This is a genomic window from Spirulina subsalsa FACHB-351, assembly GCF_026130165.1.
Lineage (GTDB): Bacteria > Cyanobacteriota > Cyanobacteriia > Cyanobacteriales > Spirulinaceae > Spirulina_A > Spirulina_A subsalsa_A.
On the sequence record NZ_JAIHOM010000061.1, the window covers coordinates 1 to 14,543 of the forward strand.

Annotated in this window: 13 protein-coding genes; 6 read left to right on the top strand and 7 right to left on the bottom strand. The window is 44.6% G+C overall.

Annotated features, from left to right (window positions below; translation table 11 throughout):
- Window positions 1-302 (bottom strand): RNA-guided endonuclease InsQ/TnpB family protein (locus tag K4A83_RS13165; protein ID WP_265265043.1); only part of this gene is annotated, 302 nt, incomplete at its 3' end.
- 592 nt (window positions 303-894) lie between these two features.
- Here K4A83_RS13165 and K4A83_RS13170 point away from each other — a divergent pair.
- The 4 genes from K4A83_RS13170 to K4A83_RS13185 are packed head-to-tail and all read left to right on the top strand — an operon-like array spanning window position 895 to window position 4,114.
- A complete protein-coding gene (locus tag K4A83_RS13170; protein ID WP_265265044.1) occupies window positions 895-2,382 on the top strand; it encodes a sensor histidine kinase in 1,488 nt (495 codons plus the stop codon).
- 31 nt (window positions 2,383-2,413) lie between these two features.
- Window positions 2,414-3,211 carry a putative bifunctional diguanylate cyclase/phosphodiesterase gene (locus tag K4A83_RS13175; RefSeq protein ID WP_265265045.1) on the top strand — a complete coding sequence of 266 codons (798 nt, stop codon included), beginning with the start codon at window positions 2,414-2,416 and terminating at the stop codon, window positions 3,209-3,211.
- Window positions 3,212-3,235: 24 nt separating this feature from the next.
- Window positions 3,236-3,871 carry a GAF domain-containing protein gene (locus K4A83_RS13180; protein ID WP_265265046.1) on the top strand — a complete coding sequence of 212 codons (636 nt, stop codon included), beginning with the start codon at window positions 3,236-3,238 and terminating at the stop codon, window positions 3,869-3,871.
- A gap of 21 nt (window positions 3,872-3,892) precedes the next feature.
- Window positions 3,893-4,114, top strand: coding sequence for a hypothetical protein (locus tag K4A83_RS13185; protein ID WP_265265047.1), 222 nt, complete (start codon window positions 3,893-3,895; stop codon window positions 4,112-4,114).
- On the opposite strand, the gene K4A83_RS13190 is transcribed toward K4A83_RS13185, so the two are convergent.
- Both K4A83_RS13190 and K4A83_RS13195 read right to left on the bottom strand, forming a co-directional pair.
- A complete protein-coding gene (locus K4A83_RS13190; RefSeq protein WP_265265048.1) occupies window positions 4,111-4,809 on the bottom strand; it encodes a response regulator in 699 nt (232 codons plus the stop codon). The two genes, K4A83_RS13185 and K4A83_RS13190, sit on opposite strands and share 4 nt — an antisense overlap.
- A gap of 90 nt (window positions 4,810-4,899) precedes the next feature.
- Window positions 4,900-6,798, bottom strand: coding sequence for a sensor histidine kinase (locus tag K4A83_RS13195; protein WP_265265049.1), 1,899 nt, complete (start codon window positions 6,796-6,798; stop codon window positions 4,900-4,902).
- Window positions 6,799-7,215: 417 nt separating this feature from the next.
- On the opposite strand from K4A83_RS13195, the gene K4A83_RS13200 reads away from it, so the two are divergent.
- Window positions 7,216-8,121 (top strand): ROK family protein, encoded by a 906-nt coding sequence (locus K4A83_RS13200; RefSeq protein ID WP_265265051.1) that lies wholly within the window; start codon window positions 7,216-7,218, stop codon window positions 8,119-8,121.
- 62 nt (window positions 8,122-8,183) lie between these two features.
- On the opposite strand, the gene K4A83_RS13205 is transcribed toward K4A83_RS13200, so the two are convergent.
- The 3 genes from K4A83_RS13205 to K4A83_RS13215 are packed head-to-tail and all read right to left on the bottom strand — an operon-like array spanning window position 8,184 to window position 12,281.
- Window positions 8,184-9,518, bottom strand: coding sequence for a class I SAM-dependent methyltransferase (locus K4A83_RS13205; RefSeq protein ID WP_265265052.1), 1,335 nt, complete (start codon window positions 9,516-9,518; stop codon window positions 8,184-8,186).
- A 15-nt stretch (window positions 9,519-9,533) separates the two neighbouring features.
- A complete protein-coding gene (locus K4A83_RS13210) occupies window positions 9,534-10,874 on the bottom strand; it encodes a class I SAM-dependent methyltransferase (RefSeq protein WP_265265054.1) in 1,341 nt (446 codons plus the stop codon).
- Window positions 10,875-10,928: 54 nt separating this feature from the next.
- On the bottom strand, window positions 10,929-12,281 hold the full coding sequence (locus tag K4A83_RS13215) for a class I SAM-dependent methyltransferase (RefSeq protein WP_265265055.1): 1,353 nt from the start codon (window positions 12,279-12,281) through the stop codon (window positions 10,929-10,931).
- Between the two features lie 131 nt (window positions 12,282-12,412).
- Between K4A83_RS13215 and K4A83_RS13220 the strand changes: the two genes are divergently transcribed.
- Window positions 12,413-12,802: a thioredoxin domain-containing protein gene (locus K4A83_RS13220; protein WP_265265056.1), complete on the top strand. Its 390-nt coding sequence runs from the start codon at window positions 12,413-12,415 to the stop codon at window positions 12,800-12,802.
- Here K4A83_RS13220 and K4A83_RS13225 read toward each other — a convergent pair.
- Window positions 12,783-14,528 carry an N-acetylmuramoyl-L-alanine amidase gene (locus K4A83_RS13225; RefSeq protein WP_407810026.1) on the bottom strand — a complete coding sequence of 582 codons (1,746 nt, stop codon included), beginning with the start codon at window positions 14,526-14,528 and terminating at the stop codon, window positions 12,783-12,785. The two genes, K4A83_RS13220 and K4A83_RS13225, sit on opposite strands and share 20 nt — an antisense overlap.
- Window positions 14,529-14,543 lie beyond the last annotated feature (15 nt).

Genomic DNA, 14,543 nt, shown 5'->3' on the forward strand with positions numbered 1-14,543 from the left:
GACTTGAAACGGGGCAATTGCGCCCGCTTCTCAAAGCAGTTTTTATAGGCAGTGGAAAGATGGAGAGCAACAACTTGCAAGGACTGGGAATAGGCATCCCTTAGCCAAGGGTATTCCTTTTTTAACCCTGGTAACAGACTCTGGATATATCCACGAGATAATCCTTTGCCTGTCTTGAGATATGTTTGTTGGCATAGGTTGAGTGCAAAATTCCAATACCAACGACAGCATCCAAAGGCCTTGGCGAGAGAGGCTTTTTGGTCGTCGGTTGGGTAGATGCGATACTTGTACGCCTTATACATTATCTTGATTTGCTGTTGCCGATAATATTGTAGCTGCTCATCCGAGGATTCGCGATCGCTCAGTTGGTTTATTGGTTGCTATTCATCCCCTCCCTGCAAGCGAGGAAGGGGAATTCCGCAACATTTTGTTAAACTAGCGATAAAACCAATTCACCCCACGCTATACCGCTAAATTAGCGTGGGGTGAGTTTTCTTAATTATCTGAATGTAGTCCGTAGGTTGGGTGAAGCGCCAGCGCAACCCAACAAGCAATACCCAAGGCTGGCTATTTGTCAAGCCTGACCAATACCTTACCATCACGCATCACCCAACCCCCCCCTGATTCGGACACAATTCTAAATACACCGTAAATTTTATTTACTTTTTTTGCCGATTTAGGTTATAAAATATTAACACCTTCACAACTGCATCGAATCAACCTTAGATTCCTATTTCACCTCAGTAATACTTCTGACATGAAACCCGTAATTCCACTGAATTAAAACTCAGGGGTTTTGCAGAGATTAGCACCCACCTAAAATCACGATTCCCTCGGATGTTTGAAAGAAACCAAACTGGTATCGTGAAGCCAGATGTAGGGAGCTTATTTGTTATGTCTGATCATGCTTTATACCAGCACCAATTATTACTTCCGCCCGACCTAGTTCGCGCTCCTTCTAACTCATCCTTAACTCAGCGCACGATTAAAGCCACAGAAGACCCCAGTGATCCACAACTCTGTATTGTACAACACAACTCTGCTCAAGACAAGATCATACACTTAAAGGATCGTGTCAAAAACGAGACACTCACAGAAAGTCAGGCTAAAGAGTACAGTCTCCTCGCTGCATTGCCCGATTTAATCATCAGAGTCGATCAACATGGCACAATTCTTAATTATTTTCCCCCTGCTTCTACCCCCACCCTTGAGCAGGAATATCTCGGTCAACACATCAGCGCTCTCTGGTCAGAAGACATCGTAATCTATACCACCTACCATATCGAGCGCGCTATTAACAGCCAGAGCGTCCAAACGGGGGAATACGTCCTGCAAGAACAAGAGGAATGGTTTTACTACAAAACCCAGTATGTCCCCTATGGAGAAAACGAAGTTTTAATGGTCATTCGGGATGTTTCCGAAGATAAAAGACTAGAAGCCGACTTACGAGTGGCTCAAGTGAAAGAACGGCAAAACGCCCAAGAATTAAAAAAGACTTTAGACCATTTACAACAAACCCAAGCACAACTCATCCAAGCGGAGAAAATGTCAGCCTTGGGAACAATGGTGGCTGGTATTGCCCATGAATTAAACAATCCCGTTTGCTTTATTCAAGGTAACTTACAGTACGCCTTGGAATATATCACCCATTTATTACACCTTGTCCAACTCTATCAAGCTCACGAGACAGAACCCCATCCCGATATCACTCAATATTGTGAGCAGATTGAACTCGACTTTCTTCAAGAAGATTTACCCCGCTTATTCTTAAGTATGCAAAGTGGGACGGAAAAAATTAGTCAGATTATTCAGTCCCTCCTAAATTTTTCTCGCTTACAACAATCGGACAAAAAAACCATTGATCTCCATGAAGGGTTAGATAGTACCTTAGTAATTTTAGAACACCGTTGTAAAGCAAAGAATGGACAGCCTGCCATTAAAATCATCAAAAACTACGGTAATATTACCCCAGTAGACTGTTATGCTGGACTGTTGAATCAAGTCTTTATGAATTTGATTAGTAATGCCATTGATGCGTTACGGCAAAAGGATGCAGAAACTGCACAAAACCTTAGAAAAACTAGCAAGACACAAGATTTAAAAATTACCATAACCACTGAACAGACAGCCAGTGCAGTCCGAGTCAGGATTAAAGATAATGGCGTGGGCATTCCCGAACATATTCGCGACAAAATATTTAACCCTTTCTTTACCACAAAATCCGTAGGTCATGGGACGGGTTTAGGACTATCCCTTTCCTATGCCATCGTGGTGGAACGTCATCAAGGTTTACTCACCATGACTTCTGAAGTGGGAACAGGAACAGAGTTTTGTGTTGAAATTCCTACCTATGCTGCGAGTTTTACTGCGTTGTCTGCTTAATATAATTGTTCATTGCTCAATCACAATCATCATGTTACTTTCTGTTTACCTTGAACAAGCTATCCAAAATCAAGAATTGGTGGCTTATTACCAACCTCAATATTCGGCTAAAAACAATCAAATTTCTGGCTTTGAAGCTCTGGTACGTTGGCAAAATCCAGCCTTGGGATTAATTCAGCCTTTAGAGTTTCTTCCCTTAGCTCAAGCGACGGGGTGGATTGTGACCATTGACCGATGGATGTTAAAAAAAACCTGTGAAGAAACCAAGCGCCTCCATGATTTAGGGTATCCTGTAATTGCGGCAGTGAATGTATCTAGTTTACATTTTCATCAGCCGGATTTTGTGGAATATATTGAGGAGGTTTTAGAGAAGACTGGACTAGATCCAAATTTTCTAGAGTTAGAAATGACGGAGGATGTCGTCATCCTGAACTTAGAGAAGGCACAGCAGATCATGCTACGGTTAATTGATCTAGGGGTGCGTTGGTGTTTGGATGATTTCGGCACAGGGTATTCTAATTTATTTTATTTGTTACAGTTTCCGTTTTTACGCATCAAGATTGATCGCTGTTTTATTCAGGATCTTGACCAAGATCAGAATAAACGTTATATTGCCCAGTCTATTATTCAACTCGCCCAAAATTTACGCTTAGAAGTTGTGGCGGAGGGAGTGGAAACTGAGGCTCAAGCTGACTGGTTAAAAAAACAAGGTTGTGAAGTGTTTCAGGGATATTTATTTAGTGAAGCCATTCCTTTGCTTCAGTTGAAGCAAAAGTTATGGATTGATCAATATCAATTTCTGAGCAATGCAGCCGAAAGTGTTGCGTAATGCCTAGCTCTTTTGAGGATTCCTATGAATTCTACCTTTTCCATCACTCCAGATTTGTCCATTTCTGAATGTTCTCTGGAGTGTTTGCCCTCTCCTTTGTTTCGGCAGACGCGGGAACAGATTTTGCGGAATTTGTCTCATTCCATCCAAAATTCTTTAGAGTTGCGTCTGATTCTCAAGGATTTAGTGAAAGACATTAATCACTGGTTATTGTGCGATCGCACTTTGATTTACCGTCTCGATACCCAACAGGGGGGATTCGTGATGTGCGAGTCTCACACCCCTGACTACACCTCCCTTTTAGATTGGAATATTCGCCTCCCCCTCTGGGGGAGTTCTGCCGTCTTAAAACCCGCAGGATTTGAAGCACAAGTGATTCCTGACTTAGCCCAAATTCAACTAGACAGCGATGAACGTCAAATCCTTCAGCTTTTTAATATTAAATCTCAAGTCCTAGTCCCTTTGTTGTTAAGACAAAATCCTTGGGGTTTATTAATTTTACATCAGTGTTGTGATGTAAGGGAGTGGCAATCGTGGGAAGTGGAAGGACTACAAGATTTAGCCGTTGCTGTCAGCATTGCCATTCAACAGTCTTATCTCTACCATCAATTACAGTGGGTTACACATCATTGTTTACAGTCTGATCTCAGTTCAATTTAATGGGGTTCATGGGTAATTTTTATGTATTCTTGTCCTTGCTGTGGCACTCAACTCCTACGTTTTGCGAGCAAAAATCGAGTTTATTGGTTTTGTCGGTCTTGTTATCAAGAAATGCCAATCATTGAGGTTCACCCTTTAGTCCATTATCCCTCGGGGAAAGTTGGTTATTTAAACTTATCAAGTCCCCCCTTAAAAGCATCTGGGACTCCCTTGGATTTTAATCCGGATTTAAAAGCGTCTTAAAGCGAATGGTCTTGTTGTCGGTCTAGCAAGTTCAATTGTGCTAAAATCTGGGCGTTTTCTGGGTTGATAATTTTTTGCAATTCTTCCAATTGATTCAACAGCGAGATTTCTCGTTTAAATTCGGTTTGCAAGATCCGAATATACTCTTTTTGCTGAAACTCTTTCGGCGATTGACTGAGCAATTCTAGAACCATTTTTATATTAGATAAGGGACGACGGAGTTCTTGGTTAAACCCTTGCATAATCCTTTCTTTGGTTTCTAAAAATTGTTTTATTTTATGCAATTCTTCCGTTAGAATTGCAAGGTTAGCGTCAAAATCGAGCTTCTTTTTCAATTTAACTTCAATGGCGTCCATTAATTCATCCATTGTAAAGGGTTTGGTGATGTAGTCATCCGCCCCGAGTGCCATTCCTCTACGTTGTTCAGATCGTTCGACTTTTGCGGTCAAGAAAATAAAGGGAATTGTACGAGTTTTCACATCATCTTGTAATCTTGCCAAGACTTCATAGCCATTGATCTGAGGCATCAGGATATCACAAACAATCAGATCGGGCTGATGATCTTGGGCGAGTTGAATGCCCACTTGACCATTTTCTGCACTGATCACAGCAAACCCTTTAAGGGTTAAAATTTTGGCGATGTTATTTCGGACGGCTTTTTCGTCTTCAATAACCAGAATGGTTTTCATCGACATTGGGCATTATCCTACTTTACCTCGTCTCCTCTATGGTAGCGAATTTAGCTTTATTGGGTGATAATCTCCCCTAGAGCATGATATTTAGGGTCACTCTTTCCGCCAACTCGCTGTATGGGAAGGAAGGGTAATTGTAAAGGTTGTACCTTGTCCGACGTGAGATTCTACGGCTATCTCACCTCCTTGTAAATCGACAGCTTGTTTAACGATGGCGAGGCCTAAACCTGTGCCGGGGATAGCGTTAACATTATTACCGCGATGGAAGGGGAGGAAAATATGGGGTAAGTCTTCGGGAGGGATGCCGATGCCAGAGTCACTAATGCGAAAGATGACTTTATGCTCTGAACTGGTGAGGCTGAAGCGGATGGGATGATTGGGACGAGAGTATTTAAGGGCATTGGAGAGCAGATTGGTGAGAATTTGCCGCAAGAGTTTTTCATCCATTTCAACGTTTAGGGTGGAATGGTTGGGTGTTTCGAGGTTAAATTCTGTGGTTTGGGTGCTTTTATAGTTGCGTTCGAGTTCTAAGATGAGACGGGAGCAAAAACTAATGAGTTCAATGGAAACGGGACGACATTGGAGTTTCCCGATTTGCCCTTGATTGAAGGTTTTCATTTCTTCGAGGAGGAGGGTGAGATGATGAACGGCTTCTTCAATTTGTGTGAAGAGTTCGGTTTCTTCGTCATCGTTCCAGTCTCCGGCTTGTAGGAGTTGGGCGGAGGAGAGGATACTGGTGAGGGGATTGCGGAATTCGTGGGAGGCAATGGAGATGAAGCGGCTTTTGAGTTCGTTGAGTTCTTTTTCTCGGACGAGGGCGTTGAGAATGGCGGCTTCGGCTTTTTTGCGATCGCTCACATCGTGCATTAAGGCAAAATGATAGATCATTTTCCCCTGATCGTCTTGGATAGTGTTGATGCGTTGCCAGAGGGGGAATTGTCGCCCGGACAAGTCCTGAGCGTCAATTTCACCAATCCAATCTTGACCTTGACTGAGTAGGGGGAAGACGACTGTTTCTAGGTAATCTTGAGTTTTGGGGGTTAATAAGTCACGATAGCTCAAGCTGAGTTGTTCCGGGGGAGGATTGCCAAAGAGCTTATTGTGGGCGGGATTGGTGTAAATAATATTCCCTTGAGGATCACTCACCCCAATGGCTTCTTGGGAGTTTTCGACAATCATTTTGAAGAGATGGAGTTGTTCCTCGGTGGCGTGGCGATCGCTAATATCCACAATGGAGCCGATACATTCAACTAAATTGGCTTGGGGATCGTGAATCATTTTCATTTCATCCCGTAACCACCTCGAAGAACCATCGGGGTGGAGAAAACGGTATTCTAAAATCAAGTGTTGCTGGTGTTCTAGCTGACTCAGTGCTTGCAGAACACGCTCCCGATGGCCCGGATCAATCCGTTGTTCCCATAATTCTGTAGAGGCTAAAAAGTCTTGGGAGGAATAGCCTAGGATGTCTTGACAATTATCACTAATAAAGGTCAGACTTTGGGTGTTAGGGTGACGGGTATAAATGACTACGGGACTGGAGGAAAGTAGATGCTGGAGACGATTTTGAGCCGCTTGTAAGGCTTCTTGGGAACGCTTCGATTCGGTAATATCTCGTCCGACCGCCTGCACAATAATTAACTGACCTTGCTTGTCAAAAATGCCCCGGTTGCGCCAACTTTGATGGCGAATTTCGCCATGATTGAGAATGACCCGCACTTCACAGGTAAAGACGGGGTTCTCTGGGGTTAAGACTTCATATTGTTGATTAAGAATTTGTAAATCATCGTGGGGGATGTTGGGAATCCAACAATGTCCAATTAACTCAGAACGGGATTTCTGGAAATACTTACAGTAAGCATCGTTGACAAATAAAATTGTTCCATCTACGTCATAACGACAGATTAAGTCAACGTGATCCCGGACAATGGCATAAAAGTTATCATCACTATTTTTCATAGTCGGTGTTGGGGAAATATTCCCAGAGTTATTCATTGTGTTTAGTTTTTATAACTTGTAGCAAGGGATACTGTTTGTAGGACGAAGTTGGGGGGGGAATGGCTAAAATTGACCAAAATAAAAGGCTCGTTATCTTCTATATTTCCCTATTTCTTAGGCTTTGTGTACAGCTTGGTATATCTTCACAAAAATTAAAGTAGATAGTTCATTTTTCGGTTACAAAACTTTCAGGTTTAGAGTCCATAAAACGGCAAGTCAACCGTTTGACCGGAATACAAACTAACGGACAACAAAAGGAATTTCTAACAGTGATGTGGAAAGAATCTCAAAGGTCTGTTAATGGACTTCAGGCCTCAACTGAGAACAAGAATTCTAGGAGTGGCGACAAAACAACCTTTTAGATATACACGAAAAACCTTAAACTAAGTTTAAGAAAATCCTGAGATAACCAAAATGAAATCACAAGATAATCCGGAAGTAATTGGTATTGACCTAGGGGGAACGGCTATTAAATTTGGGCGGTTTTTAGCCGATGGGACTTGTTTGGAGTTCCGCAGGATTCCCACTCCGCAACCGTCGGAACCCCATCGGGTGATTGAGGCGATCGCGCAAACGGTGCAAGAGTTGAATCAAGGTCAAGCCATTGCCCTTGGGGTGGGGGTTCCAGGACCGGCTGATGTGGCGGGAAAAGTGGCCTTAGTGGCGATTAATCTGGTCCGGTGGCAGAATGTTCCCTTAGCCCAAGAATTAGAAGAAAAAACAGGACTCCCTACAGTAATCGCCAATGATGCCAACTGTGCCGGATTGGGGGAGGCGTGGATTGGGGCGGCGGCTAACTTTCGCCATTCGATTCTATTGACCTTGGGGACAGGGGTAGGGGGTGCGATTATCCTAGATGGTCAGTTATTCACAGGCTATGATGGAGCGGCCGGGGAGTTGGGGTTAATGACCATTAATCCCGAGGGGCCGCCTTGTAATAGTGGGAATCGTGGCTCGTTGGAGCAACATTTGTCCATCGGGGCGATTCGACGGGCGACGGGGAAGGATCCGGCCGAGTTGGGGGAGTTAGCGAACAAGGGCGATCGCCAAGCCCTAGAATTTTGGCAAGATTACGGTCGGATTTTAGGCATTGGTTTAAGCAATTTACTCTACATTCTCACCCCCGAGGCCGCCGTGATTGGAGGGGGAGTCAGTGCCAGTGCAGAGTTCTTTTTCCCCTCGGCCCTAGCGGAAATTGAACAACGAGTCCTCGCCACCTCTCGCACTCGTTTTCATCTCCTCTTAGCCGCTTTAGGCAATAATGCCGGAGCCATTGGTGCAGCCCGTTTAGCTTGGCAACAGTTGGGGGATATTGAGTGAACTACCCCACCCTGCTCCCTGCAAGGGAGGAAGGGGAATCCCGCAACATTTTGTTAAAGTCCCTAGTGCCTCTCCCGTTGCAGTAACACATACCCCCCACTTTCGAGGGTAATTAACACCTGCTGCAATAACTCCCTTGCCTCCTCCGTACCCATTGGCTGAAGGGTGGCCGGATGAACAGGATGCAGCACTTGCCAACGCTGAACTAACGCGCTTAAGGATTGAGGCTGTTCTAACAAAGCCGGGAACACACAAGCGGCAATGGTACTATCAATAAAACTTTCCGGTTGTCCGAGGGGGAAATGACTGTAAATATCAAAAGGCTGCATTTTCTGGATACTCTCCAACAGCGCCTGCTCAAAACTCTCCCGCTTCAGTAAGGGATGTAAATGTACCGTCACCCCTTGCCAATCCTCGGGAGTCCATTCACTCACAGGCAGCGCGGGAGGCTGAGATTGGGGATGACCACACCAAATATCGAGTAAACGATTGACGGGGTGGAGTAGTTCAAACAAATGGAGTTTATCCTCTAGCGTCGCTTCCGAGAAGATTAACCCCAGAGACACGGGTAAATTATCCGGTTCCTTAAACAGGGCGTTAAAATTCCAATTGCGCCAGCGTACCATTTCGATAAACTCCAAATCCGCCGCCCGCAGGAAGCTAAACAACTCTGGGATGGTGAAACCGCGATCGCCCACTAACAAATAATTCACCATAATAGAGCAATCATCATAAATCGCCTCACTATTCTCCTTCCAGCTAATTTTTTTCAGTAAAACATCATCCTTTAAAGCGTTCATCATATCCCGCACCACCCCCAGAGCAAACTCCTCCGGGTTCTCATCAAATAACCCCATTTCTCTAAACACTTCTTGCGCCCGAAAAACCACCGTTCGACCATGCAAACTATGTAAATTAATCCGCAAAATACCATCCGGTTTTAACACCGCTTTCATAGCCTTTAAAGCCGCCACCTGATCTTTCACCAAATAAAACGTCTCATCACAATTAATATAGTCAAACTGCCGCCCTAACTGAGGCAAATCTTCCAACGCCAACGCCACAAACTCCCCGTTATCAATGCCATGATAGCGCAAGCGTTTCTCCGCTAATTCTACCGAGCGTTCCGAAATATCCACCCCCACAATCTTCGCCCCCGGATTCGCTTGGGCTAGCCCCAACGCCTTATATCCACTCCCACATCCCGCATCTAAAATGACCTTATCTGCCGGGTTAATCACCTGTTTATTGCGTACATAAAAAGCCGTCACCAAGCTATGAATATATAAAAACGGAATATCCCTTTCATGACTTGCCTCAATTGAATTAGAGGGATAGGGTAAACTATTAAACTGTTCCCGCACCCGTTCCAATAACTCTTTATCCTGATTTTCCATGAGATGTACCCCTTCTTATGCTCGCTCTAATAACACATAACCATAGGCTTCTAAGCCCGTTAACGTACTTTTTAACACATCAAAAGCTTCCGCGTCTGTTGTTGGCTCTAAAGTCGCTAAATTAATGGGGCGTAAAGTTTTCCACCGTTCAATGAGACTCCCTAAACTTTGAGGGGATTCCAGCAAAGGAGGCAATAAACAAGCGGCAATAGTAACATCAATTGACGTGGGAACACCTCCCGCAATCGGCACGTAGTCACTAATAGTAAAGTCCTGTAAAGTTCGACAAGCATTACGCAATCCGGTGCGTACTTTTTCCGTATTAAACTGAGGATGTAAGTGAATTATAGCACTATACCAGTCCTGATTTGACCATTGACTAACAGGTACAAACCCTTCCCCTTCCCCCGGATGACCACACCAAAAATCTAACAATCGGTGGATAGGACTTAATAACTCGAAAATTCTCAGTTGTTCCTCCGGACTCTTTTCAACTAAACCTACCCCCAAAACAACGGGTAAATTATCCGGTTCTTTAAATAAATTTAACCATTGCCACTGTCGCCAGTCCACCATACGAATAAATTCTAAATCAGACTGCCGCAACAAGTCAAACATCTGGTTAATATTATAACCTTTATCTCCCTTGAGTAAATAATTACACAGAAAAAACTCTTTTTTTACTGCCGGATCTTTTTCATAATTTGGCGACCAAGTAGTTTTTTTCGCTGGGACATTATCTTGTAGGGAATGAATGACCTGCAAAGCAACATCAATATCATTATCGTCAATATTTTTATCCATAAAACCGAGCATTGAGAAAAACTTTTGCAAGTTAAACATATCTACTCTTTGGGCAGCACTGTGCAGATTAGCACGGATAATTCCTGATGGTTTTAGTTTTTGCTTAAAGACTTGTAATGCCTGTAAAGGATCAGGTAAAAGATATAACACCTCATCACAATTAATATAATCGAACTCCCAAGACAAGGAAGGAATATCATCCACCGAAAGGACAAAAAATTCACATTGCTCTTGTTTGTTATAATATTCTGCTCTCTTTTGAGCTAATTCTATAGATTTTTCGGAAATATCAATGCCAATAATTTTGGCTTCTGGGTTTGCTTCTGCTAAAATTAAGGAGGTAAATCCTGAACCACACCCTACATCTAAGATGGTTCTACTTTGCGAATGAATAACTTTTTGATTGCGTAAATAATAAGCCGTTATGAGATTATTTATATAGAGTTTACTGGGAAATGTTTTAGGGTCAACATCTAAGGGGGTTTTCGGATAGGGACCAAAATCAAACTGTTCACGCAGTTGTTCTAGCAATTTGGCATCGTTTTCAGTCATGGAGTGTCTACCTTTCCTAATGTTTGGGGTTGCAAGATGATGGTTTGGTGTTGTTTAAGCCCGTTCTAACATAACATAACCACAACTTTCTAAGGCTGTGAGTGTCTTTTTCATTAAGGCAAAACTAGCCTCATTAGATGTAGGTTCTAAGGTTGCTAAATCAACGGGATGGAGTCGCTTCCACTGTTCAATTAGTATGGGGAGAGATTGAGGTGCAGTCAGGAGTTGAGAAAATAAACAAGTAGCTAGGGTAATTTCCAGGGAAATGGGTTGACTTCCTGCAATGGGGAGATGGGAATGCACTGGAAAGGATTGTTGATTTTGACAACAAATATTTAAAGCATCTTTAACTTCTGTTCGATTAAGCTGGGGATGAAGATGAACAAGGCAATTATACCAATCTTGATCACTCCATTCTGGCACTGGTAAAAACTCAATGCCTGCCCCCGGATGACCACACCAAAAATCTAACAGTCGATGAATGGGTTGCAAAATTTCAAAGAGTTGGAGTTGTTCCTGAATGGTGATTTCTGGCAAACTCAGGGAAAGAAATAGGGGTAAATTATCGGGTTCTTTGAATAAGTCTATGAGTTGCCATTGTCGCCAGTTTATCATACTGATAAATTCTAAGTCTGATTGGTCTAAAAAGTTAAAAATATCGGCAACTTCATAGCCTTTATCTCCTTTAAATAAATAGTTCTCAATGACTAATTCTTTCCGTTTACTTTCGTCCGCATAATCTTCTGACCAGGTAGAGGTTTTAATGATTACATTATCTTTTAAGGACTGCATGATATCGATGACTGTTTCTATATCGGTGTCATCCACTTCTTTATCCATGAAGCCCATCATATTAAACATTTTCTGAACTTGAAAGATTCTAAATCGTTGGGCATAGCTATGTAAGTTTGCTCGGATAATTCCGGTGGGCTTAAGTTGAGCTTTTAGCTGGTTTAATGCGGCGACTTGATCGGGTAGTATATAAAGAACTTCGTCACAGTTAATGTAGTCAAATTCATAGGGCAATTGGGGGAGTTGTTCAAGGGATAATACATGGAATTCACACTGGTCTTGCTTGCCGTGATATTCAATTCTTTTCTGGGCCAATTCGATGGATTTAGGGGAAATATCTATGCCAATGACTTGGGCTTTAGGGTTAGCTTCGGCGAGGATTAATGAGGTGAATCCTGTGCCGCAACCTACGTCTAAAATAGTCCGATTTTCGGAGGAAATAACTTGTTGATTGCGCAGGTAATGGGCCGTGGTGAGATTGTGGGTATAAAGTCGATCTATAAATTGTTTGGGGTCTACTTCTAAGGCCACTCTAGGATAGGGACCGAAATCAAATTGTTGGCGGATTTTATCCATCAATTCTGGATTAATGGGTTGAGATTTATTGTCACTCATTGTGGTGGATTAACCCCTGAAAACGCTTTCTCTATCCTATCGGGTTTGTTGAAGTTTGCAAAAGATTAGGAGGAAAAACCGGAAAATGCTATGCTGAGAATATGGATTTGTTATGAGTTAAGGGAAAAAAGATGAGTCAGTCTAATGTTAAACCGGAGGAGCAAAAGGCGATTAATCCTTCTCAAGTCACCTTTTCTCTGGAGGAGACAAGGCACGTGGGGGGCTATGCTTTACGGAGATTATTCCATGAAAGCGATCGCCTTTTAGTGGTGAAATACATGGCCGCCCACTGTAGTCCCTGTCGTACCCTTAAACCGATTCTGGATGCCGTTGTAAATGAATTTGAGGGCAAAATCCACTTTGTCGAGATTGATGTGGATGTGGACCCCGAAATTGCCGATGATGCCCAGATTGTCGGCACCCCCATTGTCCAGTTTTTTCAGGATAAAGAAATGTTGGTGGAGTTACGGGGAGTCAAACAAAAGAGCGAATATCGTCAAATCATTGAGGACTTGTGTTAGTCCCCTCCCCTAATGGGAGAGAGTGAAACCAGGTCATAATCCCTTCGGCCAAGGTATCCGCTAATCGGCGTTGTTCCCGACTGTCCATAATCCATTCAAACTCCGTGGGGTTAATCATAAACCCTAATTCCAAGAGGATGGAGGGGGCAGTATGGGGGCGAGTGAGGGCGAGGTTATTCCAAAACACCCCGTAGGAGGGACGATCTAGCTTTTCAACTAAATAGTCATGTAAAAAAACAGATAGATCATGGGCTTGGGGGTGATACCAAAACATCCCCACTCCGGCCGTGTTGAGGGCATCTCCTCCATCGGGGAGGGCGTTGTAGTGGACGGAGAGGGCGAGATCGGGTTTGAGTTGGTTAATGATTGTCACTCGTTCCGCGAGTCCTAAAAAAACATCCTGATCTCGGGTTAAATATACAGTAGCTCCTCGTCGTTCTAAGGCCTCTCGCAAGAGGAGGGAAAGGGTCAGATTGACCGACTTTTCCGGGTAGCCATTGGGACCGCGAGCGCCTAATTCTTCACCCCCATGACCGGGGTCTAATAGAATGCGCATTCCTTGGAGTTGTTCCCCGACTTGGGGGGGATGACGAAGGGAGAGGATTAAGGTGCTGCCTTCGTAGCGGAGATCATAGCCCCATTGCTGATCGGTTTTGAGGTGGAAGGTGTAGGCGACTTGGTTGGGGGTGATTTGTTGCCAGTCTAGACGCTGGATGAGGGGGTCATGATCGACGGCGATAGTGTCGGTTTGGGCGATAGTATTGTGGAGGGTGAGGGTAAAAGTGCGATCGCCTTGTTGAACCGACACCGGAACCGGCACCTGTAGGGGAAAACGGATTTCCGTTGCTCCAGCAAGAGGGCGAGAACGCACACTGCGAATCCGCGACTGAGGCGGCATCGCCCCCGGTAGCACCCGCGTCTCACTCCCCCGAATCCAAGCCCCATAATCCAAGCGTAACCATTCCCCCTCCTGTCCCGTCACTTCCGCCCTCGTCCCTTGAGGCAGAGGCGTTAGGCGAGAATAATCCGTCCCCGGCCCCGTGCGTGCCACCCCTTGGGGAACGATCACCTCCACCACCTGCAACTGTTCCGGGTCTAAAATGCGAATCGTCCCCGCCCCCTCCTGCACCGTAGGGGTGCCATTGGTCGTAATCTCAAATACAGGCACCCCCAATGAACCCGGGCGATCGCCCTCCAAACAGCCCTGATACTGGGTTAACACCAGAGGAGTCGGTTCATTTTGTGCCACCAGAGCCGCCGCATTGGGCGGTAAAGCCTTTTGAACAGGTTGGGGGGTCAAAACTAACCTTTCCCCCCCCAAACGCGCCCCCACCGTCGAATTCGGTTGAGCCAAAACCTCCAAACAAACCCGCTCCCCCGGCAAGCGAGCCATCTCTTGATTCGGACGCAACGACTCCGGCACCCAAGGACTCCCCGGACTCAACACAGGCTGACTCGACACCCGGGTAATCGTCACCCCAATACTTTGATTCCCGTAGCGCAACGTAAACTGATTTTCCCCCAAACGCAAGGGGAAACTCGGCGCAAAATGCCCACCCGGACTCCGTTCCACCCCTTGCCCATTAATCGTCACCGTCCCCTCAGGCGGCGCAGAACCAATAAAAAAGATTTGGCTTGCACTGGTTTGATGTTGCCGGGGAGGATAGGCCAAAAACAATTGAGATTCCGCCCACACCGGACTCACCACCACCACACTAGAGGCCATCACCCCCAAACACCC

What these genes read in the sequence shown, in the direction of transcription:
- K4A83_RS13190 (WP_265265048.1), bottom strand. Translation starts at nt 4,809, where the DNA reads ATGTCGATGAAAACCATTCTGGTTATTGAAGACGAAAAAGCCGTCCGA.
- K4A83_RS13185 (WP_265265047.1), top strand. Translation starts at nt 3,893, where the DNA reads ATGTATTCTTGTCCTTGCTGTGGCACTCAACTCCTACGTTTTGCGAGC.
- K4A83_RS13210 (WP_265265054.1), bottom strand. Translation starts at nt 10,874, where the DNA reads ATGACTGAAAACGATGCCAAATTGCTAGAACAACTGCGTGAACAGTTT.
- K4A83_RS13215 (WP_265265055.1), bottom strand. Translation starts at nt 12,281, where the DNA reads ATGAGTGACAATAAATCTCAACCCATTAATCCAGAATTGATGGATAAA.
- K4A83_RS13200 (WP_265265051.1), top strand. Translation starts at nt 7,216, where the DNA reads ATGAAATCACAAGATAATCCGGAAGTAATTGGTATTGACCTAGGGGGA.
- K4A83_RS13225 (WP_407810026.1), bottom strand. Translation starts at nt 14,528, where the DNA reads ATGGCCTCTAGTGTGGTGGTGGTGAGTCCGGTGTGGGCGGAATCTCAA.
- K4A83_RS13205 (WP_265265052.1), bottom strand. Translation starts at nt 9,518, where the DNA reads ATGGAAAATCAGGATAAAGAGTTATTGGAACGGGTGCGGGAACAGTTT.
- K4A83_RS13170 (WP_265265044.1), top strand. Translation starts at nt 895, where the DNA reads ATGTCTGATCATGCTTTATACCAGCACCAATTATTACTTCCGCCCGAC.
- K4A83_RS13220 (WP_265265056.1), top strand. Translation starts at nt 12,413, where the DNA reads ATGAGTCAGTCTAATGTTAAACCGGAGGAGCAAAAGGCGATTAATCCT.
- K4A83_RS13195 (WP_265265049.1), bottom strand. Translation starts at nt 6,798, where the DNA reads ATGAATAACTCTGGGAATATTTCCCCAACACCGACTATGAAAAATAGT.
- K4A83_RS13180 (WP_265265046.1), top strand. Translation starts at nt 3,236, where the DNA reads ATGAATTCTACCTTTTCCATCACTCCAGATTTGTCCATTTCTGAATGT.
- K4A83_RS13175 (WP_265265045.1), top strand. Translation starts at nt 2,414, where the DNA reads ATGTTACTTTCTGTTTACCTTGAACAAGCTATCCAAAATCAAGAATTG.